The sequence below is a fragment of the Shewanella glacialimarina genome, from assembly GCF_020511155.1.
Classification (GTDB): Bacteria; Pseudomonadota; Gammaproteobacteria; order Enterobacterales; family Shewanellaceae; genus Shewanella; species Shewanella glacialimarina.
Genome location: NZ_CP041216.1, coordinates 3,706,156 through 3,728,018, shown reverse-complemented (window position 1 = coordinate 3,728,018; position 21,863 = coordinate 3,706,156). Strand labels below are relative to the sequence as shown.

The following is a 21,863-nucleotide window of genomic DNA, read 5'->3' as shown; positions in this document are numbered from 1 at the left end:
GGCGAGTAAATGACTTTTGACTATGTTTAAGATGGCGGTTTATATGCTAAGCCATCTTAATTTAGTCACTCGTCTGTTAATTTTAGAATTGAAGCTATATAAAATTTCTGATTCAAGATATAACATTCTTGACATATTATGTCTAACAGAGAATTTGATCAAAGGACAATTATTGCCATGCCATCTCAAAGTAACAAGGTATTATCTGCACAAATACAGCAAACAGCAGAAAGTTACTGGTTAAGACTAGTCGAGCTCTGGCCTGAGGCCACGATGCTGACTAATGTTCAGCAAACCGAGCTGCGCACTGTATTAGGGCTAAGTGATTATATTGCTGATCAGTTATGCCGTAATTCTGAATGGATACCACAGCTTTTTAGCGGTTTGCTTGATGAAGTGGTGCGCGCGGACTTTGATAAAGAACTACATCAAATATTGGCTGATTTAACCACAGAAGATCAAGTGAAGTCAGCATTGCGGCAATATCGTAATAAACAAATGGTGCGTTTAGCCTGGCGAGACTTTACTAATTATTCAAAACTAGAAGAATCGTTAATTGATTTATCGTCACTGGCTGAAGCTCTGGTTATTGCCGCTAGAGACTGGCTTTATAATGACTTATGTAAGCAGTTAGGCACGCCCTCAGATGCTGAGGGTAAACCGCAGCCTTTATTGATTCTCGGTATGGGTAAATTAGGTGGCCGAGAGCTTAATTTCTCTTCTGATATCGATTTAATATTCACCTTTCCTGAACATGGCGAAACTGTGGGTGGCCGCCGCGCGATTGCTAATCAGCAGTTTTTTATTCGTATGGGACAGAAGCTAGTTAACTTGCTTGACCAAGTCACCGCCGATGGCTTTGTGTTCCGGGTAGATATGCGTCTACGTCCCTATGGCGAAAGCGGGCCTTTAGTGGTCAGCTTTGCCGGCCTTGAAGATTATTACCAGGAACAAGGACGCGACTGGGAACGTTACGCCATGGTAAAAGCCAGAGTACTTGGCCCCTGGACCGCTTACTGTGACGAGTTACATGGCTTATTACGTCCGTTTGTATATCGCCGTTATATTGATTTTTCTGCGATTGAGTCATTGCGAAAAATGAAGCAAATGATTGCCCAGGAAGTGCGTCGCCGCCAATTAACCGACAATATTAAGCTCGGCGCTGGTGGCATTCGTGAAGTGGAGTTCGTGGTGCAAAGTTTTCAGTTAATTCGGGGAGGACGTGAACCTGCACTGCGTCAGCAAAGCTTATTTGGCGCGATTGATATTTTATACAGTTTAGGGCAACTGGAATACTTAGCTGTTGATGAGTTAAAACATGCTTATATTTTATTGCGCAGAGTTGAAAACTTGCTGCAAGCCATTGATGACAAACAAACCCAGACATTACCGAATAATTCATTGGACTGGGAACGTTTATGTTACAGCATGGGGTTAACCAACGAAACGGATTTACGCACTCATATTGAAGCGGCTATGGCAAAAATTCATGGTCATTTTAATGCCACAGTAGGTGGCAGTGATTCACATGAACATAGCGATCATTGGACAAGTTTGTTTTGGAATATTCAGCAAGATGATCATGCTGACAATTTATTGCAAGAACAACAAATTGAAGACCCTGAATTATGGCCACTTCTCAGTGACTGGCGTAATACCGTTTCTAAGCGATCAATTGGCCCCCGAGGTCGAGAAACCCTAGACCGGTTAATGCCAAAATTGCTAGAAGAGTTAACGGTTCAAACTAAACCCAGTTTGGCATTTAAGCCGGTATCTAAGGTGTTGGATAAAATATTAACCCGCACCACTTATCTTGAATTGTTATGTGAAAATCCAGGCGCCCGTCAACAATTGGTCAGTTTATGCTGTGCCAGTCCGTGGATAGCTAAAGAGTTAGCCAACTTTCCAATGCTGTTAGATGAGCTAATCGATCCCGCTCAACTATATGATATTACGTCGATTGATGACTATCCAAGCGAGCTGCGACAATATCTGCTGCGTGTGCCAGAAGATGATATGGAGCAGCAAATGGAAGCTTTGCGCCAGTTTAAGTTATCGCAACAGCTAAAGATTGCCGCGGCAGATGTCACCGGAGTATTACCTGTTATGCAAGTGAGCGACCACCTCACTTATTTGGCTGAAGCTATCATTGAGCAAGTTGTATTACATGCTTGGCATCAAATTGCTGCACGCCACGGTGTGCCTCAAGGAACCTCTCCAAATGAGATGGGTTTTGCGGTTATTGGATACGGTAAATTAGGCGGCATTGAGCTGGGCTATGGTTCAGATTTAGATTTAGTCTTCTTACACGGTAATAACATTGCGGGGACGACTGATGGCGAACGGCCAATAGACAACAGTCATTTTTATTTAAAATTAGCTCAACGCATAGTACATTTATTTGCGACTCGTACCACCTCAGGTGAATTGTATGAAGTTGACATGCGCCTACGTCCATCGGGATCCTCAGGATTGTTAGTGAGTGAAATTGAACGCTTTGGTGAGTATCAAATGCAAGATGCATGGACTTGGGAGCATCAAGCCTTAGTGCGTTCGAGATTTGTATTTGGCGACCATGAGTTAGCCCATCGTTTTAGCTTACTAAGAGCGCAAGTATTACAAATTCAGCGCGATAAAAATGAACTGGCCACCGCAGTAAGGGATATGCGTATCAAAATGCGAGATCACTTGCTGCAGGCAAGCGCTGGCATGTTTAACTTAAAACAAAGTGAGGGTGGAATTGCGGATATCGAATTTATCGCCCAGTTTATGGTGTTGGCTTATGCACATCAATACCAAGAGCTAACCATATGGTCAGACAATGTGCGCATCTTTGAAGTGTTGGCTGATTTAGAACTGATGCCGGTGATGCAAGCGCAGCACTTAACTCAAACCTATTGTTGGCTAAGAGATCACAATCATGAGCTCACGTTACAACAAATGGGCAGTCAAATTAATCAAGACTTGGTTAAGAATAAAACCGATACCGTGATTGAAATTTATCGCCATATTCTTGAAATGAAGTATTAATATCATAACTGGTATAGCTAAAACTGAAACAGGTTAACTTTAGATAAAGTTAACCTGTTTTGTTATATGGCTTTGAACTGATGTTGACAGTGATTAACTCACGACTAATTTTTCAATCCAAACTTGATACAAAGGTAAGCCGATAAGTACGTTAATAGGGAAGGTTATCCCCAATGATGCCAGCATAGCTAAACCAATACTGGCATCGGGGATTGCCGCTTTAATTGCAGCGGGTGCGGCTATATATGAAGCACTGGCGCTTAACCCTGCCAATACAAGAATACTGCCTGAAGGTAAATCTAGCATCAAGCCTAAGCCAATGCCTACCCAGGCTAAAACAAAGGGGGCGATTGCCGCAAACGCTAACAAACGCCATTGCTTGTACGGCAGTGGAAAGCACACTTTTGCTGTGCTAATCCCCATTTCTAATAAGAACAATGCTAAAAGTGTTTTAAAACCACCCATTAAAATGGGGGTTAATGGCGCCATACCTTCAGTGCCATAAAGCCAGCCGATAACCACACCACCACACAGTAACACCACTCCGCGACTGGTCAGCGCTTCATGCAGAACACTGCCATAGGAAGCGGTTGTTATTTGAGGGTTATTTTTAGCCTCTAAATGACGGTGCAGCCATAACATAATAATAATGGCGGGTAATTCTAATAGCACTAAGTAAAGTGTGGTTTCAGGGCGTAAAGGTAAATCAGAATAATCGACCATAGCTAATACAACCGCAAACGTACCAGCGCTAACCGAGCCATAATGAGCAGCAATACTGATGGCTTCTTTTTGTTCGAGTTGTATCGCTTTACGTAAAATGGGGTATAGGGTGAGAGGGATAATAAAACCCAGCGCAATAATGGCAACCAGTTCACTTATTTGTAGGTTATGCGTTTCACCATGTAATGCCATACCGCCTTTTAAGCCAAGGGTTAACATCAGTAAAATGGTCAGTGTTTCGTAGGTGGCTTTAGGGACTTTAAGATCGGATTTAATTAATCCTGCAAGCAGACCTAAGGCAAAAAAAGCAATGACAATATCAGGCATAGTAGCTCATGTTCTCGTTATGGATGAAATTTCATTCGATAATTTTATGGGCTGATTGTGCCTTGTATTCGTATTTGATAGCAATGTTTTATCAATGAAACTGCGATATGATGTTTACGATCAATGAAGTGCTATATTCAATGGCTAAAGTGACTTAGATAACGTGAAGAGAGTGATATGAAAAACGAAATTGATATCCATAGGGCTTTACGGGTCTTTAATAAAGTGACCCAATATGGTGAGAAAACATCAGATACCGCTGAATCGGTCTATCACTTATGCGGCATTAACGCGATAACAGGTTTTGATGGCTATACCATTACCTTAAGCGATGCGCAGGTAAAGTTAGATATTTTCTTTCATAACAAATACCAGTTTGATTACCCTAATAACGAAGCGTTAGATAATTTTTTAAAGCGCTTTAGTGATGTAGAAAAATTTACCCGCGATTAGTTTACAACCAGCGGCGCATTTCAATTAATCTGCTATAGGTACGTTTAAACTCAAATGATAATGCACCGCCTTGGTATAGATTTTCAAGCGGGATATGTGAATGTATTATAAGGCAGACATTTTGATCATATAGTTCATCCACCAAGCTGATGAAGCGGCGAGTTGGATCATCTTGTATTGAATAGGCGAGTTGTCTTTCTCCGGTGCTGGTGGCGATAACACCATCTTCAGTGCCTCGTGCTTTAATCCAGCTTCGAATTTCACCGCCTAATGCTGGCACCTTACTGAGTAAAATTGCCTTAAATTGTCCTGCTAACTCAATATAGTCCAGCGCACTTCTGGGACCACTGCATAATGCGTCAAACTCAAACCAAGCAAGAGTGTCTATGGCATTTTCTATCGGAATAGGTCGCTGACAAATAGAGATAATGTTTGCCGTAAATGGCTTGTTTTTATCAATCGCTAAAGCGGTATTGTGCTGTAACAGCTTATAAACACTCGGCGCATCGAGCTTGGACGGCAACATAAATAAGGGGTTATGTAATGCAGTACCTGACTGTAGATGACATTGCTGGTCGCAAGCTGAATAGGCACTCAAACGATGATCGACGCTACCGTTAAGGTGGATCTCTTGGGTATGGTGTTTCAGTAACTCAATAGTGGGTAGAAAGCGATCCCGTTGTAAGCCGCCTTTATACAACTCACTAATGGTAATGTTAGAGGTAGCGACTAATATTACCCCCTCGGCAAATAATGTCTCAAATAGGCGTGCTAGTAAAATCGCATCGCCAATATCGGCAACAAAAAACTCATCGAAGCAAATCAAACGATATTGTTGTGCAATATCTTTGGCGATGTGGGTGAGCGGATCTCTAATGCCAGTGGTTTGATTTAGACGCTGGTGCAGCATGGCCATAAATCGATGAAAATGCAGACGTAACTTGGGTGTATTAGTGATGCTTTGATAAAACAAATCCATCAAAAATGTTTTTCCGCGGCCGACATCCCCCCACAAATAAATCCCTTTTATATCAAAGTTATTACCTGAAGAGCGCAATTGATAGTACAGCGAGTCTAATGCTTGCAAGGCCACAGATTGCTCGGCATCAGGCTGTAAGCTTATTTGGCTTAGGGCCTGGTACTGTGAAAGGGGCGATAATGTCATAATAGGATTCAAAGGAATAAACGGCATTAGTATAACTCAGTTCAATTTCATCATGGGTCGCGTTTATGCTCAGTTTGATGTAAATTTGCAACACCCCTAATCTGTAAAGGATAAAATAATGAACAATAAAAGCAAGGGTGTAACTTACATTGGGGCGGATATGTCGCTCAAGGGTGAGATCGACATTCAAGGTCCTGCATTGATAGCTGGCAAAATTACCGGCGTAGTTCGTTCTAGTGATGAAGTTAAAATAGAGCCCGGTGGCGTAATAGATGGCGAGGTATACTGCCAAGAGTTACGTGTAAGCGGCACGTTAAAAGGCAAATTGTTTTGCAATAAACTGGTGATTATTAGCACTGGTGTTGTTGAGGCCGATGTGTCGAGTCACGATATGGAAATATATGATGGTGGCCAATTTATTGGTATGCGGACAAAAGGTCCTGATGCCGGTGTGTTACCTGTATCAAGTGATAGTGACGCTAGTCAGATTTCTCAGCCAGCAAACTCTAGCGATAATTTTCAAACTGAAATAGTGGCCCCCAATTCACTCAAAACAACAACTAGCGCGTCCTTAAATAAAGATCAAAAAACCAAGGCATCTTCCAATAAAGTCTTACTTGGTTTTGGTGCTGTTGCTGTCGCAGCTTTGTTAGGCTGGCAATCTGGCGCATTAACTCAGTTTGCACAAACGCCAAAGGTAAGTTCTGAACCTGCACTTTTTACCCCATCATCTGAACCGGTACAATCAATAACCGAGCGTAATGCCGTTAAGTTATTGAATGATGTTCAAACTGAACAGTTTTTTGTTGAACAGAAGGAAGAACTTATCAATGCTGGGTTAGCGGATCCTAATGTGGCAATGGAGGATTTACAGGCAATGGAAACATCCAATGCACTAATGTCAGGCAATATAGATACATTATCTAAAGAGTCAATGGCGGCAACCGAGCAAGTAGCCGATAACATAAAAACCTCAGATGTAGTGAAAGCCGTTGCAGATTCAAAAAGCACTGAAGACAAAGAGGACAAGATAGCCGCTAAGGTTAGCGCGATTACTGATGCGGTGAATAAGACACAAGCAGATGACTAATTGACTAGCAGCAAAGTGGCAAAGTGGCAAAGTGGCAAAGTGCAATTATGCGTTAGCGAAAATCTCATTAAAGTAAAAAAGACCCATATAATATGGGTCTTTTTTATACAAGCTTTCTATGATTAAGCACAAGCTTTGCTATATAACGCAGTTTAGTCGCACAGATATTTAAGGATTGATACGTGTTGGAATACCAGTACGTTGCTCTAATAAGCGTTTTAGTACAAAAGAATCTGTTTCAGCGTGTGCAATAAAGCGAGTGGTCTCTTTATTAAAGGTTAATGCAACCGGCTCATTAGATTCAAATTCATTTTGTGTTTTAGACAGTGGTTGATGTACTTCTAAATAACGATTGCCATCAGGTTCAGCGGTGTATTTAACCGGTTGATTAACAAACTCGACTCGGGTGCCCACAGGAACTGTGTTAAATAAATGCTCTATATCATCATGACGTAAGCGGATACAGCCTTGGCTTATCCGTAAGCCGATACCAAAAGTAGCATTGGTGCCATGAATAGCGAAAAGGTTACCTATATAAAGGGCGTATAACCCCATAGGATTATCAGGGCCTGCTGGCCATACAGCCGGTAAGGTTATACCTTTGGCTTCATAGATTTTACGGGTTGTAGCGGTAGGCGTCCAGGTTGGATTTGCGCGCTTACGTTGTACCGTTGTTACCCAGCTTTCTGGTGTGTCTCTACCAATTTGGCCAATACCAATAGGTAATACTTCAACGGTATTAGTCCCTTTAGGATAGTAATACAAACGCATTTCAGCCACGTTGATGACTATGCCTTCCTGCTTGGTATTAGGTAAAATCAATTGATGTGGGATCACCAAAGTGCTACCTGGAGTTGGTAGAAATGGGTCAACACCAGGGTTTGCTTCTAACACATTGGTTAACCCTAATTGAAATTGTGATGCAATATCTTCCAGTGTCAGTTTACCTTCGGGCACCACATAATGTTGGTTTTCACCTACTAATAAACTGCCTTTGGCAGGTAAGCGATATTCTAATGCAATACTATTGAAGCTAACTATTGCCATAGTTGCAGTAAAAACGGCATATTTTACAAGGTTTAACATAATGCTGTGGTATTCCTATTTAATAGGGTTATTTTATGTGGCAGCTGATACGCTGTAACAGGGCGCATCGTCACTTATTCAGGTTAAAATATCAACCCATTTTTAGGTTCATATATTATATTTAACCGATAGAAATCTGATTTCTAAATATACTGGATTAGCTAGCAGACGACTTAGTGGATCTTTATTAGTCGTAAAGCGATGGACTATTTTCATCAGGGCGTGTTTTAAAGCGTCGATGAAGCCACATATACTGGGAACGTCTTCTATTAATTATTTGTTCAATCATTTTATTACCGCGTATCGCATCATCAAGTTCATTGTCGCCAGGAAAGTTATCTAGAGGTGGCAATATCTCAATTTTATAGCCTTTATCGTCACTTGTGCGTTCAACAACAAAAGGTAATACGTTTGCCTTACCTAATTTAGCCAACGAGGTTGCCCCAGTTATTGTAGCTGCATCAGGCACTGCAAAAAATGGAATAAACACCGCACTTGAACGGCCAAAATCTTGATCCGCCGTGTACCAAATAACATCCGGTGCGCGCAAGCTGCGGATCATCTGACGTACATCACGTTTAGGCACTAGTCCTTTGTTAGAGCGTAGTCGGCCTTTTACCTGTAAATATTCCATCACTGGATTGTTATGCGGGCGATATACTCCAATACCAGGTTGGAATTGACCAAAAACACGAGCGCCCATTTCTAACGGTAAGCAATGAACCGCAAATAAAATAACGCCTTTACCATTTTGCAAACTGTTTTCAACATGCTCCTGGCCTGTCATAGTCATGTGAGCTTGTACTTTTTCATCCGACCACCACCAAGCATTAATGGTATCAAATAGTGCTTTACCCGTTTCTTCAAAGTTACTTTTTAGCAATGCCTGTTGCTCATTTTCAGGCATGTCGGGGAAACACAGCTTAATATTACGTTTAGCGGTGTGAGTTCTACTTCCCGCCACAATCATTACTAAACGGCCTAATCCGGCGCCTATTTTCATTTGCATTGAAATCGGTATAAGTTGGGTTATGCGCATGATTGCTACGCCTAACCAGAGTAACCAATACTTAGGGTGATAGAGTTTTGAGGTGAATTGGGCTTTTTCGATCACAAATGACTCGTTTATCGATGAATTTTTTTAATATTCTAACTCATTTCTCTGTGAAAATTAGGTACAATCAAGGGAATTTTTTACAACAAACAGTGATTACACTATGAAGGTTTCTCTTCCTGCTTTTGAAAATGCCCGTGTTTTAGTGATTGGCGATGTGATGCTTGACCGTTATTGGGTTGGCCCAACGGCACGTATTTCGCCAGAAGCCCCTGTTCCTGTTGTGAAAATAAATCAAATTGAAGATCGTCCGGGCGGAGCGGCTAACGTGGCATTAAACGTTGCTGCTTTAGGTGGCAAAGTGCAACTAGCCGGATTAGTTGGTAAAGATGAAACTGCTGAAGCGCTGACTTTAGGGGTAAGAACCCTTGGGGTTGAACCACAATGGCTGGCAGTTGAAGGCAAACCGACTATTACTAAGTTACGCGTATTATCGCGTAGCCAGCAGTTAATTCGTCTTGATTTTGAAGAGCCCTTTGAACTTAGCCACAGTGAACAGCTATTTCAGCAAGCTGAAGCCTTGTTAGATGATATCGATGTATTAGTGTTATCTGACTATGCTAAAGGCGCCATTATCGAACCTAAGGCGTTTATTGCCAAAGCCCGCGCTAAAGGGGTGAGTGTATTAGTTGATCCAAAGGGAAGTGATTTTGGTCGCTACCATGGTGCTTCATTAATTACCCCTAACATGAGTGAATTTGAAGCTGTTGTAGGTACTGTTACCTGTGAAGATGATCTTATTGCAAAAGCAAAAAACTTATTAACTCAACATGATTTTAAAGCCATTTTAGTGACTCGCTCTGAAAAAGGCATGACGTTAATTACCCTGGATGAACCTGAATTACATATTCCTACCGTTGCGCGCGAAGTACATGATGTTACTGGAGCCGGTGATACGGTTATTTCTGCATTGGCGACTTCTATTGCCGCAGGTGCGACGCTTGCACAAGCCTGTGCCATTGCCAATACCGCAGCGGGTATTGTTGTCGGTAAATTAGGTACCTCTACAGTAAGTCGTATTGAACTGATTAGCGCCCTCAAAATTAATCAAGGTGAGTCGGGCTTTGGTGTCATGAGTGAAGACCAGTTAGCCTATGCTATGGATCAAGCGCGTTTACGTGGCGAAAAAATAGTGATGACCAATGGCTGTTTTGATATTTTACATGCGGGACATGTCAGCTATTTACAACAGGCTCGTGCCCTTGGTGACCGATTAATTATTGCCGTGAATGATGATGCATCGGTTAAACGTTTAAAAGGAAATGGCCGTCCAGTTAACCCGGTTGATCGCCGTATGGCGGTTTTAGCTGGTTTAGCGTCAGTTGATTGGGTTGTCGCTTTTGCTGAAGACACACCACAGCGAGTTATTGCGCGTTTACTGCCTGACTCGTTAGTAAAAGGTGGGGATTATAAAATTGAAGATATTGCTGGCGGAGCAGAAGTCATCGCTAATGGTGGTAAAGTAGAAGTACTTGGTTTTGAGGAAGGGGTGTCAACGACAGCAATTATTCAAAACATTATGGCTAATAAATAGTGTGACGCTTTTTTCAAGGCTGAAATTGCCCTTCACTGATATCTTTTTTATTCATATGGTTAAATGCTATCGATGCATTTACTCTTGTGTCGATGTGAAGGGCAAGTCAGGTCAATTAATCAAATTAGTTGGCCTGCTGTTTTGTATTGTTCAGTCAGTTAATCTGCATGCCGAGCAGTTAGATTATATTACTCACCAGCAACAAATATCTTCAGTAGATACCCCGTCAGAATGGGTTAATATTTTCAACAAGCAGGCATTAATTTGTCCGCTGGCCAATATTGACTTCTGCCTCAAAGAATTACCACACTCTCTACAGAAACAAATAGGATTATCAGCACTGAATGTTCGCCAATCTATGGGCTATAAAAGTGCGATGGTGTTAGCTGTTAACCATCCAACTATTGCGGGAGTTATAGTAATACAAGCTGACCGAGAGCCCAAGCAACAGACCGGCTCATTAGGGCTTGAAACCTTTAGTATTGAGCTTATTAACCAAGCTCAATTAAGCTTATGGCATGAGATAGGACACTTGCATAATATTGCATTGCAGGGCCTGGAATTACCGTCAAACTTAACTGATTACCAGCATGAGTGGTTAGCTGATGTTTATTTATTTTGGCATTTAGCGCAAACACAACAGCTACATTTTGCCTTGCAACAACTGCATCGTCGTAACTTAGCTATTATTCATGATAGTGATAACTTATCTCACTGGAGTGCCCCTCAATTGCAGTATTTGTTACAAATGAATGCACAGAAACCATACGTAAAAGATATTCCTTATCGTGAATTTATAGCGCAAATTTATCCCCAGCTACCCAATTATTCCACCAGAGACATTAGCGAATTTTCAAGTTTAATCCAACGTACATTTGGTGCCGGTGTGGTGCAACCATTACCCAACTATATGTTTTGGCGCCAACCCGATTTAGCCAAAATTCTTCAACCGACATTAGATTTTTTGATGGGAAAGCCAGCCGCACAAAAATGGCGCAGTCAATATTTAGAGTCATCGCAAAATTTGTAAGCGCTATCTACTGATTTATATGATTTATTTAAAGTGAAATTTTTTGTTGTATTTTTGCTAATTGGTTAGGGGCTGCTTAGTAGAGAATTAGATTAATACTCTTTGAATTTTAAAGGTAAATTATTAACAGGTGTATCAAAATGGCTGAATTTTGATACATTTTGTCGTGTAAATGTTGGCAAGTCTGTTGTTTCTGGGGTTATTTTTAGCGGTACTTTCTAATGCTGTCTGGTAAGATTTTCTCCCAAATTATTAGCGAGACACAGTTGCATGGCCAAGCGTTCAAGAGTTGAAACCGAACAAACCGTAAATCAAATTTTAGATGAAGCCCTTAAACAAATCCTTACCATAGGTTTTCAGGCTATGTCATATACAACCTTGTCAAATGCAACTGGCATTAGTCGAACTGGTATTAGTCATCACTTTCCAAAAAAGACCGAGTTTTTAGTGCGTTTAGATCATAGGATCGGGCAGCTATTTGTTGATACACTCGATTTTAGTTCTATTGCATCGTTAGAGTTATCATGGAAAAAAGCAGTGCAGGGTGAAGAGCATAAGGCAGTACTGAAACTGTTTTTTAGCCTTTGTGGTACCAGCGATGATAACGTGACATATTTTAAAGCAGTCAATATTGCACAAGAAATAGCGTCAACTGAGTTAGGTGAGGATGGCGTAAAATGCGTAAATCATTTAATAGGTTACAGTGCTATTTTATTGCTAGAAAGTACGCCTCAACAAAAAGCGGCTTAATTGATAAATTGTCTGAGTGGGCTTCCCTTACGTCCACTAAGACCATTTGAATGCTTATATAAAATCGCTGCGACCAATTCAAATAGTATGCTAAATCTACCTATCCTTATGTTCTACAAGTTATGTTTGCTTTACAGCGAGCATGATTGTGTATCCCCACCATGCCCCCAAAAACGCTAGCAACATATATTGCTTATTTAGTCTGCTGCAGTCACATCTACTGATCCTGATATTGACGACATAATCTATATAACTAGGTGTTATTTTAGGGGGAGTAATATTTTAGTGGTGGCAAGGCTGTTAGGGTTACCGGCACTTATCTCATGGTTTATCGACAGTGTTTTATTGGCAGTTTTTGATAGGGAATACTGGCTTGATAAAGTAGTAAGGAAATCATTGGGTGTTATTTAAATAACAATCGTTTAGCGTATTTTTATTGGTAGTGAAATTGAAGGATAATCGCGCTTATTTATCATCAAGTAAGCGCGTTTTTTAAGCCAAGCGGAAGGATTATAAAGTGTCTTTACGGGATTGGTAGTTTTGACACATTTGTTGTGCTTTTTCTTCGTCGTATTCACGCAGTCCACTTAGCACTAAGGTTTTTTTCCCAGTACCAATAACACGTTTTTCATGACGCAATTCAAAGGTCAAGGTGACATCACCACGTTTGCCATTAATTAATAACTGTTGATCAATTAAATGTAGGCTAATGTCATCAAAGTCAAAGTGGTCAAGATGAAATGACATACTTTCGTAAATCACCAAAGGGCGATCAGGGTTAATCATTACCTGGTGTTGCTTCATCATAGGAACCAATACGTGGATAAAGTTTAATCCAGAAAACGCGACATAACTTTTGATGAATGCGGCTGTTTGTATATCACATTGACATACTTGCCCCTGGCGAGTGACGTGCATGTACTCTTTATTTTTCGCATCAATGATAGTGAACTTATCTTCGCCAGCATTGGGTAAGCACAATTCAACACCATCACCGACCATACCAGCAAACTGGAATGTCATGTTTTGGCTTAAGCCATATTCGGTTAAGACCAGTGCAAATAATAAGTCACCCGGCACACAAAAACGTTTTGCGCCGACATCATGGATAGGGTTGAAATCTCCAGCAACCCGTTTAGCAAAATCACTGGCTTGTTGTGCCGCGATAAAAACACTTTGATCTTGCTTAGAATAATAAGGTGATAAAAACATGATGGAATGAGTCTTATAATTAATGGTTAATTTTTTCACCGTAGTTTACTGCACATTTAGCAATATACTCACCCGATGACTCGTTATCTTTTGATACAAAGTCAAATCTGAATGTTTTTTGTACTGACTGGCGGTGATCTAATTCACATATGTGAAATTGGTCGCCACAAGACTACCTTATTTGTAAATAAAGCGTACCTATTTGTTGATTTTAAGGCTCGCTTAAGTAAAATTACGCACAATTGCTAACGTTAATAAGAATTGTTTTTATTTGTATTTTAGTAGTTAGTAGTATTTGGGAGAGTTAACATGAGCCAGTCAAACACCTTACGTTTGAGTGTTTTAGCAAGTGCATTATTGATGAGCATGGGTGCAACAGCCGCAGATAAAGCTGCCGTCACAAAGCAAGTAACTAAACAAGCCAACATTGAACAAATAACCATATTCGGTAGTCGCAATCCTATTAACACTGTACCGGGCAGTGCGCATGTTATCTCTGCAGCTGATATTGAGCAGTTTAAGTATACCGATATTATGCGTACATTGGCTTCAATTCCAGGTGTGTATATTCAAGAAGAAGACGGCTATGGCTTACGCCCAAATATCGGAATGCGCGGTACAGGTCAAAATCGTACTGAAAAAATTACTATTATGGAAGATGGCGTATTAGCCGCTCCAGCGCCTTATTCTTCACCAGCGGCTTATTATTTCCCTACTTCTGGTCGTATGCAAAGTGTAGAGATTTTAAAAGGTAGCTCTACGGTTAAATATGGTCCACGTACCACAGGTGGCGTAATTAACATGCTATCGCGTCAAATTCCAGATGCTGATTTGGCGGGTAAAGTGGATGTTGCCGCTGGTCAAGATGGCTTTGGCAAAGTACATGCTTATGCCGGTGGTCAAGGTGATCGCGTCGGTACGGTCGCTGAAATCTATCGTTACCAAGCTGACGGTTTCCGTGACATCAATGGTGTTGGCGGTGACACTGGTTTTGTTAAAAATGATGCGCTTGCTAAAGTCAGCATTAAAACGGATGAAACTGCTAAGTATCAACAAATTGTAGAGTTAAAACTGAAGTACGCCGATGAGGTTTCTAACGAAACTTATATGGGGTTAACTGATGCTGATTATGCTGCAACGCCATTTACGCGTTATTCTGCGTCACAAAAAGATCAAATGACCACTGAGCACAAGCAAATACAGTTAAATCATGTGATTGAGCTTAATGATGCACTTTCACTTAATACTACGGCTTACTATAACGACTTTCACCGTAACTGGTATAAAGCGGATAAAGTGGGTGGTTCAAGTTTAAGCAGTGGCGGTGTACAAAATGCAGCTGATTTTGACAAGGGCTTAGTTACCGCACCTATTGACGTGAGTGTTAAAGCGAACAATCGTAGTTATTTATCTCAGGGTTTACAAACTGAATTGAATTACTTTGTCGGTAACCATGAGCTTGCATTTGGTGCGCGTTACCATGAAGATGAAATGGACCGTTATCAGTGGGCTGATACCTATCAATTAGACACTTCTCAAGTAATGAACCGCACTAAAAGCGGTATTCCGGGCACAGATTCTAATCGTATCGATAGTGCAGAAGCCTGGTCATTGTTTGTTCAAGATCGTATGACCATTGGTGATTTTGCTATTACCGCGGGTGTTCGCTACGAAGACGTTACCACTAATCGCGTAGATTGGGGTAAAGCAAACCCAGGCCGTGATGGTGAAGCGAGTAAAGATGTTGATAACAGTTTCAGCGCCATCATGCCTTCTTTATCAGCGACTTATCAAGTGAATGACGCGCTTATCGTATTAGCAGGCGTACAAAAAGGTTTCTCTCCTGCTGCACCTGGTAACGCTGACGGTCAAGAAGAAGAAAGCTGGAACTATGAAGCGGGACTTCGTTATAACCAAGATGCGTTAACATCAGAAGCTATCGTATTCTATGGTGACTACAGCAATATGCATGGTAACTGTACAGCGGCTCAAGGTTGTGATGATAACAACATTGATAACCAGTACAACGCCGGTGAAGTTGATGTAACGGGTTTAGAGTTGAGCTTAGGATATGAGTTTAACCAAAAAGGTGAATTAAGCTTCCCTGTTAAAATGGCCTACACCTACACCAGTGCAGAGTTTGGCTCTGATTTTACCTCTGACTTTGAAAGCTGGGATAGCGTAAGTAAAGGTGACTCGCTAACTTATCTGCCAGAAAATCAGTTATATCTATCAGCAGGTGTTGCAGCAGAAAGCTGGCAAGTGACATTGGCGGGTCGTTATACCGACGATATGCGCACTAAAGCGGGTCAGGGTGATATTCCTGCTGATCAGTTAATTGCTTCTAAAACAGTATTTGATTTATCAGCGCGTTACTTTATTAACGACGCGTCAGAAGTATACTTAAATGTAGATAACTTATTTGACGAAACCTACATGACCACGCGTGTTCATGGCTCAGTTTTCTCTGGTAAGCCACAATCTGCAACATTAGGTTATAGCTATAAGTTTTAAGCTTGGCGTAATAGTGAACGAGTAAAATCAGGAGGGCTAACCATGTTAGCCCTCCTTTTTTTATAATATTTTTTGGTACCTAACTAGCTATATTGAGTCAATGAATCATTAAGATTAGGTAAGTTGATTCATTTTGTTATGGATAACAGTTATTTGCGGAGTAAATAAAATGAGTTTAAAAGCAGACAGAGATATCGAAAAAACATACACAACAGCTGAATTTGTTGCAAAACTAAGGCGATTAGCTGACTCACTTGAAAGTGGAACTAAATTTGAGATCCAGATAGCCGGTGAAAGAATTTATGTGCCAGTGCGTGCCACTTACAATATAGAGCATGAAAGAATTGATTCAGAACAAGAAATAGAATTCCAGATTAAATGGTCAAACGATTAAATTATTACTCTTGATTATTGTATATGGGCGATAAATAGCTGAACCTTGATTAAGGCTAGTCTATATAAAACAGTATTGTTGCTGGTTATAAACATAAAAAAATACCAGCCTGTTGGCTGGTATTTTTATGTTGCAAAGCTCAGTAATTAAAGCGCTTTTAGAATCGCTTCTACGCTGTCTTTAGCATCACCAAATAGCATTTGAGTATTGTCTTTAAAGAACAGTGGATTTTGCACTCCCGCATAACCTGTGTTCATTGAACGCTTAAAGCCAATCACGTTTTGCGCTTTCCACACTTCCAGTACTGGCATGCCAGCAATTGGACTGTTTGGATCTTCCATCGCAGCAGGATTAACTGTGTCATTGGCACCGATCACTAAGACGGTATCAGTACTGCTGAAATCTTCATTGATTTCATCCATTTCTAATACAATATCGTACGGCACTTTTGCTTCGGCTAACAATACGTTCATGTGACCAGGTAAACGCCCTGCAACGGGGTGAATACCAAAGCGCACCTTGATGCCTAAATCACGTAATTTACGGGTAATTTCTGCAACCGGGTATTGTGCTTGCGCAACCGCCATACCATAACCTGGGGTGATGATGACTGATTGAGAGTTTCTCAGCATATCAGCAACATCTTCGGCATTGGTTTCGCGGTACTCGCCCACTTCTTCATCGCCACTTGTGGCGACAGCATCGTTACCAAATCCGCCGGCAATGACCGAGATAAACGAGCGATTCATCGCTTTACACATGATGTAAGACAGAATTGCGCCCGATGAACCAACCAATGCACCGACAATGATCAGTAGGTCGTTTGATAGCATAAAACCCGCAGCGGCTGCAGCCCAACCTGAGTATGAGTTAAGCATCGAAACCACAACTGGCATATCCGCGCCGCCAATCGAGGCCACTAAATGCCAACCAAACGCAAAGGCGATTAGCGTCATAATCAAGATTGGGGTAACCGCACCGCCTGTTTGCACAAATTGCACCATTAACACTAACGATACAATCACCGCGGCTAAGTTCATCTTATGACGATGTGGCAAGGTCAGTGCTTTTGATGGCAGTAATCCGCGCAGTTTGGCAAATGCCACTACAGAACCGGTAAAGGTTACTGCACCAATAAATACCCCTAAGAAGACTTCTACAAGGTGAATATTAAGCATTGCCCCAGTTAAATGTTTACTTTGCTGCTGTACTTGGCTTGCCTCAGCAAATGCCGCTTCAGCCGTTGCAAGCGTCGTGTCTAAGTCATTACCGATTGCCACCACAATTTCGTTAATTGCCTGTGGGTGTAAATCGATAAAGCTGTTGTAACCCACTAATACCGCAGCCATGCCCACAAAACTGTGAAGAATAGCAACTAACTCAGGCATTTCGGTCATTTCAACTTTCAGTGCTAAGCGAACGCCAATTGCGCCGCCAATCACCATAGCTAAAATAATCCATACAACGCCTGTGGTACTTGGGTTTAAAATAGTTGCACCAAGGGCAATAACCATCCCTATGATGCCAAATAAATTGCCGTTTTTAGCCGTTTCTTGTTTTGAAAGCCCCGCAAGGCTTAAAATAAAGAATACCGCCGCGACAATATACGATGCTGTTACCAGTCCTTCTGACACGATAATTCCCCTTAATCTTTACGGAACATTTTCAGCATGCGCTGAGTGACGGTAAAACCACCAAAAATGTTAATACTTGCAATTAACACTGCGATAAATGACAGCACTGTGACCAGTGTTGAACCCTGTCCAATTTGCAGTAAAGCCCCGACAACAATAATACCTGAAATGGCATTGGTGACTGACATAAGCGGTGTATGCAATGAGTGAGACACGTTCCATACCACGTAGTAACCGACCACACATGACAATATAAATACCGTAAAGTGCGACAAAAACTCCGATGGTGCAACTGTGGCTATTGCGCCAAATGCCATAATACCAGCAAGGCCTAAAATATACTTAAGCTTAGAAGGGGCTTTGGGTTGAGCATTTTTGGCCGCAGGCGCTGCGGCTGGTTTGGCTGGTGCTGCAGACACTGAAATGGCCGGAGGCGGGAAGGTAATTTCACCATCACGCGTTACCGTCATATTACGCATAACAACATCGTCAAAGTTAAGCAGCGCGTTACCGTCTTTTTCCTTGCACATTAACTTCATCAAGTTCACAAGGTTAGTGCCATAAAGTTGCGATGATTGCGCCGGTAGTCGACCTGGTAGGTCAGTGTAACCAAGGACTTTTACACCGTTGTCGGTGATAAATTTTTCGCCCGTCACGGTATATTCACAGTTACCGCCAGTGGCCGCCGCTAAATCGACAATCACAGAACCTGACTTCATGCTATCAACCATGTCTTTGGTGATCAGCTTAGGCGCAGGGCGGCCAGGAATCAGTGCGGTGGTAATGATAATATCGACATCTTTTGCCTGCTCGGCAAATAACGCCATTTCAGCAGCAATAAACTCTTCTGACATCACCTTAGCGTAACCGTCAGATGAACCGCCTTCGGTGTTCTCAAATTCAAGCTTTAAGAATGTGCCCCCCATAGATTCAATTTGCTCGGCTACTTCTAAGCGAGTATCGAAGGCACGGACGATTGCGCCCAGTGATCCCGCAGCACCAATAGCGGCAAGGCCAGCTACACCCGCACCAATAACCAGTACTTTAGCCGGTGGCACTTTACCTGCGGCAGTGATTTGGCCGGTAAAGAAACGGCCAAATTCATGGGCGGCTTCAATAACTGCACGATAACCACCAATGTTAGCCATAGATGATAGGGCATCTAGTGACTGAGCGCGTGAAATACGTGGCACCATGTCCATCGCCATCACGGTAATTTTTTTCTGAGCTAATTTGTCAACTAAGTCAGGATTTTGAGCTGGCCAAATAAAACTAACAAGGGTAGTGCCAGGTTTCATTTTGTTAATTTCATCGTCTGTAGGTGCATTAACTTTGAAAACAAAGTCAGCTTGATAAGCATCTGCGACAATTTCAGCCCCTGCGTGTTCAAATGCGGCATCATCAAAACTTGATAATTTACCTACATCCGCCTCTATGGCCACACTAAAGCCGAGCTTTTTAAGTTGTACCACTGTGGCTGGCGTCGCAGCAGCGCGCGTTTCACCTGCAATACTTTCTCTCGGTATTCCAATCTGCATGACTGTTCCCTGATGGTTAATGAGTAAAATGCGATAAGGCTCCCCCGCCAAATAGCATAATATTTTCACATGATCATTCGTTGACGGTCGTGATCAACAAATCGATCGTATTTGGCTGGCATTGATATCAGTTGATGAACATCAATAGGTCTCTGTTGACGGTACCTTTTGGGCATCGTTTTGTTGTTTTATGCAGAGAACAATTAACTTGATAGATAACCAATTGTTAATCCAGCTTCTTAGCTTGCTGTAGACACTGCAATCAAACAAGTGCTGCAGGGTTAATTAATGCTGTTTTAATTAAGGGAAATTAAAAACTTTTAACTAACCCACACTTTTGTAGCCTAAAAAAACGACTTTGCATATTCCTAAATGGAATAAAAAATTATTTTTTATTCTTTTTTGCTTTTAGCGGACAGGAGTAAGCTTACAAACATTACACTGTTATAAGGCCGTCTTATGTTGTTAAACGAACTATCTTCATTAGCTTCACCTTTGTCACCAGGGCAAGTCGATAAGCTAAAACAACTCACCTCTGAGTTATCTGCTGTGCAATTAGCTTGGGTAAGTGGCTACTTAGCTGCCAGTGCTAACGCTAATGACAGCCAAAGCCTACTGGCTGGAGCTACACAAGCAAGTGCTAGCCAAACAGTGACTATTCTTTATGGTAGTCAAACCGGCAATGGTCGAGGCGTAGCAACAGAATTAGCGGCTAAAGCACAGGCACAAGGTTATGCAGTTAATTTAGCCTCAATGGGCGAATATAATGTGCGCCAATTGAAGCAAGAAACCCTATTGCTAGCAGTGGTGAGTACCCATGGTGAAGGCGAAGCGCCAGATGACGCGATGGAATTGCATAAGTTTTTAGCTTCAAAGCGTGCCCCTAAGCTGGATAATCTTCATTACTCAGTGCTCGCGCTAGGTGATTCAAGCTATGAATTATACTGCCAAACAGGTAAAGATTTCGATGCTCGTTTTGCTGCATTAGGTGCAAAACAATTACTGCCATTGGCTGAATGTGATGTTGATTACGAGCAGGCTGCGTCAGATTGGCAAGACAGTGTATTAGAAGCCGTTAAACCTCATATTCAAAGCGTGGGTGCAGGCATAGTTTCTGTACCACAAACACAAGCTGGCAGCAGTGCGTTTACTAAGCAACAACCGTATACCGCTGAAGTATTAGTCAGTCAAAAGTTAACCGGACGCGATTCAGACCGTGATGTACGCCATGTAGAAATTGACCTTGGTGAATCAGGTATTTCGTATCAAGTCGGTGATGCATTAGGCATTTGGTTTAGCAATAACACTTTACTTGTGCATGAAATTATTTCAGGTTTAGGTTTATCTGCAGATGATCAAGTCATCGTAGGTAAAGAAACCTTAAGCCTTGTTGACGCCTTAACAGATAAAAAAGAGCTAACCCAGTTATACCCTGGTTTAGTAAAAGCATGGGCTGAATTTAGCGGCAGTGCAGAGCTATTGGCATTAAGCGAAGATAAAGAGCAAACACGTCAGTTTGTACTCGCCAACCAGCTGGCTGATTTAGTGGTCGCATACCCAGCTAACGTTACCGCAAGCCAATTAGTTGAAGTATTACGCCCATTAACACCGCGTTTATATTCAATTGCTTCTAGCCAGGCTGAAGTAGAAACTGAAGTTCACTTAACGGTTGCATTGGTTGAGGATGAGCGTCAGGGTCAAGCCCGATTTGGTGGTGCTTCTCATTTCTTAGCATCAGCAGAAGAAGGTCAAGCGGTTAAGGTTTATGTTGAACCGAATAATCATTTCCGTTTACCTGAAAACCCAGAAACCCCAGTGATCATGGTAGGCCCTGGAACCGGTGTAGCACCATTCCGTGCCTTTATGCAGCAACGTGCCGCAGACGGCGTAACGGGTGACAGCTGGTTATTCTTCGGTAACCCACACTTTGAACAAGATTTCTTATATCAAGTTGAGTGGCAGCAGTATTTAAAAAGTGGCGATTTAAGCCGTTTAGATGTAGCGTTTTCACGTGATCAAGCTGATAAAGTTTATGTGCAGCATCGTATTACCCAGCAAGCTGAGCATGTATGGCAATGGTTACAAAATGGTGCCCATGTTTACATCTGTGGTGATGCAGAGCGTATGGCTAAAGATGTACATCAAGCATTAGTTGGCGTTGTAGTATCACAAGGCGGGTTAACTGCTGATGCAGCTGAAGCTTACTTAGAAGATTTACGCAGTAATAAGCGTTATCAGAAAGACGTGTACTAACCTTATAGCATTAGTA

General features: G+C 41.8%; 16 protein-coding genes. 9 read left to right on the top strand and 7 right to left on the bottom strand.

The features are described from left to right. Nucleotides 1-177: 177 nt before the first annotated feature. Nucleotides 178-3,030 carry a bifunctional [glutamate--ammonia ligase]-adenylyl-L-tyrosine phosphorylase/[glutamate--ammonia-ligase] adenylyltransferase gene (gene glnE / locus FJ709_RS16260; protein WP_226411123.1) on the top strand — a complete coding sequence of 951 codons (2,853 nt, stop codon included), beginning with the start codon at nt 178-180 and terminating at the stop codon, nt 3,028-3,030. A 93-nt stretch (nt 3,031-3,123) separates the two neighbouring features. Here the strand turns inward: glnE and FJ709_RS16255 are convergent, their stop codons facing one another. After that, nucleotides 3,124-4,080 carry a sodium-dependent bicarbonate transport family permease gene (locus tag FJ709_RS16255; protein WP_226411121.1) on the bottom strand — a complete coding sequence of 319 codons (957 nt, stop codon included), beginning with the start codon at nt 4,078-4,080 and terminating at the stop codon, nt 3,124-3,126. Between the two features lie 177 nt (nt 4,081-4,257). Between FJ709_RS16255 and FJ709_RS16250 the strand changes: the two genes are divergently transcribed. After that, nucleotides 4,258-4,533 (top strand): DUF3081 domain-containing protein, encoded by a 276-nt coding sequence (locus FJ709_RS16250; protein ID WP_226411119.1) that lies wholly within the window; start codon nt 4,258-4,260, stop codon nt 4,531-4,533. 1 nt (nt 4,534) lies between these two features. On the opposite strand, the gene zapE is transcribed toward FJ709_RS16250, so the two are convergent. Then, nucleotides 4,535-5,698, bottom strand: a complete 1,164-nt coding sequence (zapE, locus tag FJ709_RS16245; protein ID WP_226411117.1) for a cell division protein ZapE — start codon at nt 5,696-5,698, stop codon at nt 4,535-4,537. A gap of 118 nt (nt 5,699-5,816) precedes the next feature. On the opposite strand from zapE, the gene FJ709_RS16240 reads away from it, so the two are divergent. Continuing rightward, on the top strand, nt 5,817-6,788 hold the full coding sequence (locus tag FJ709_RS16240) for a bactofilin family protein (protein WP_226411115.1): 972 nt from the start codon (nt 5,817-5,819) through the stop codon (nt 6,786-6,788). 168 nt (nt 6,789-6,956) lie between these two features. Here the strand turns inward: FJ709_RS16240 and FJ709_RS16235 are convergent, their stop codons facing one another. Together FJ709_RS16235 and FJ709_RS16230 are read right to left on the bottom strand one after the other, a co-directional pair. Further along, nucleotides 6,957-7,835, bottom strand: a complete 879-nt coding sequence (locus FJ709_RS16235; protein WP_404830064.1) for a L,D-transpeptidase family protein — start codon at nt 7,833-7,835, stop codon at nt 6,957-6,959. Nucleotides 7,836-8,061: 226 nt separating this feature from the next. After that, a complete protein-coding gene (locus FJ709_RS16230) occupies nt 8,062-8,988 on the bottom strand; it encodes an LpxL/LpxP family Kdo(2)-lipid IV(A) lauroyl/palmitoleoyl acyltransferase (RefSeq protein ID WP_226411111.1) in 927 nt (308 codons plus the stop codon). A gap of 103 nt (nt 8,989-9,091) precedes the next feature. Here FJ709_RS16230 and hldE point away from each other — a divergent pair, with 103 nt between their 5' ends. From hldE to FJ709_RS16215, 3 genes are all read left to right on the top strand, one after another. Next, nucleotides 9,092-10,522 carry a bifunctional D-glycero-beta-D-manno-heptose-7-phosphate kinase/D-glycero-beta-D-manno-heptose 1-phosphate adenylyltransferase HldE gene (gene hldE / locus FJ709_RS16225; RefSeq protein WP_226411109.1) on the top strand — a complete coding sequence of 477 codons (1,431 nt, stop codon included), beginning with the start codon at nt 9,092-9,094 and terminating at the stop codon, nt 10,520-10,522. Nucleotides 10,523-10,616: 94 nt separating this feature from the next. Next, complete coding sequence (locus tag FJ709_RS16220; protein ID WP_226411107.1) at nt 10,617-11,552, top strand: hypothetical protein; 936 nt, start codon at nt 10,617-10,619, stop codon at nt 11,550-11,552. Nucleotides 11,553-11,822: 270 nt separating this feature from the next. Next, nucleotides 11,823-12,302: a TetR family transcriptional regulator gene (locus FJ709_RS16215; protein WP_226411105.1), complete on the top strand. Its 480-nt coding sequence runs from the start codon at nt 11,823-11,825 to the stop codon at nt 12,300-12,302. A gap of 510 nt (nt 12,303-12,812) precedes the next feature. Here the strand turns inward: FJ709_RS16215 and FJ709_RS16210 are convergent. Continuing rightward, nucleotides 12,813-13,514, bottom strand: coding sequence for a DUF3581 domain-containing protein (locus FJ709_RS16210; protein WP_226411103.1), 702 nt, complete (start codon nt 13,512-13,514; stop codon nt 12,813-12,815). 309 nt (nt 13,515-13,823) lie between these two features. On the opposite strand from FJ709_RS16210, the gene FJ709_RS16205 reads away from it, so the two are divergent. Together FJ709_RS16205 and FJ709_RS16200 are read left to right on the top strand one after the other, a co-directional pair. After that, nucleotides 13,824-16,028 carry a TonB-dependent receptor family protein gene (locus FJ709_RS16205; RefSeq protein WP_226411101.1) on the top strand — a complete coding sequence of 735 codons (2,205 nt, stop codon included), beginning with the start codon at nt 13,824-13,826 and terminating at the stop codon, nt 16,026-16,028. 169 nt (nt 16,029-16,197) lie between these two features. Continuing rightward, nucleotides 16,198-16,422 (top strand): amphi-Trp domain-containing protein, encoded by a 225-nt coding sequence (locus tag FJ709_RS16200; protein WP_226411099.1) that lies wholly within the window; start codon nt 16,198-16,200, stop codon nt 16,420-16,422. A 146-nt stretch (nt 16,423-16,568) separates the two neighbouring features. Here FJ709_RS16200 and pntB read toward each other — a convergent pair whose 3' ends face one another. Next, nucleotides 16,569-18,056, bottom strand: a complete 1,488-nt coding sequence (pntB, locus tag FJ709_RS16195; protein ID WP_226411097.1) for a Re/Si-specific NAD(P)(+) transhydrogenase subunit beta — start codon at nt 18,054-18,056, stop codon at nt 16,569-16,571. A gap of 11 nt (nt 18,057-18,067) precedes the next feature. Then, nucleotides 18,068-19,594 carry a Re/Si-specific NAD(P)(+) transhydrogenase subunit alpha gene (locus FJ709_RS16190; RefSeq protein WP_226411095.1) on the bottom strand — a complete coding sequence of 509 codons (1,527 nt, stop codon included), beginning with the start codon at nt 19,592-19,594 and terminating at the stop codon, nt 18,068-18,070. Nucleotides 19,595-20,053: 459 nt separating this feature from the next. Here FJ709_RS16190 and FJ709_RS16185 point away from each other — a divergent pair, with 459 nt between their 5' ends. Continuing rightward, a complete protein-coding gene (locus FJ709_RS16185) occupies nt 20,054-21,847 on the top strand; it encodes an assimilatory sulfite reductase (NADPH) flavoprotein subunit (RefSeq protein WP_226411093.1) in 1,794 nt (597 codons plus the stop codon). Nucleotides 21,848-21,863 lie beyond the last annotated feature (16 nt).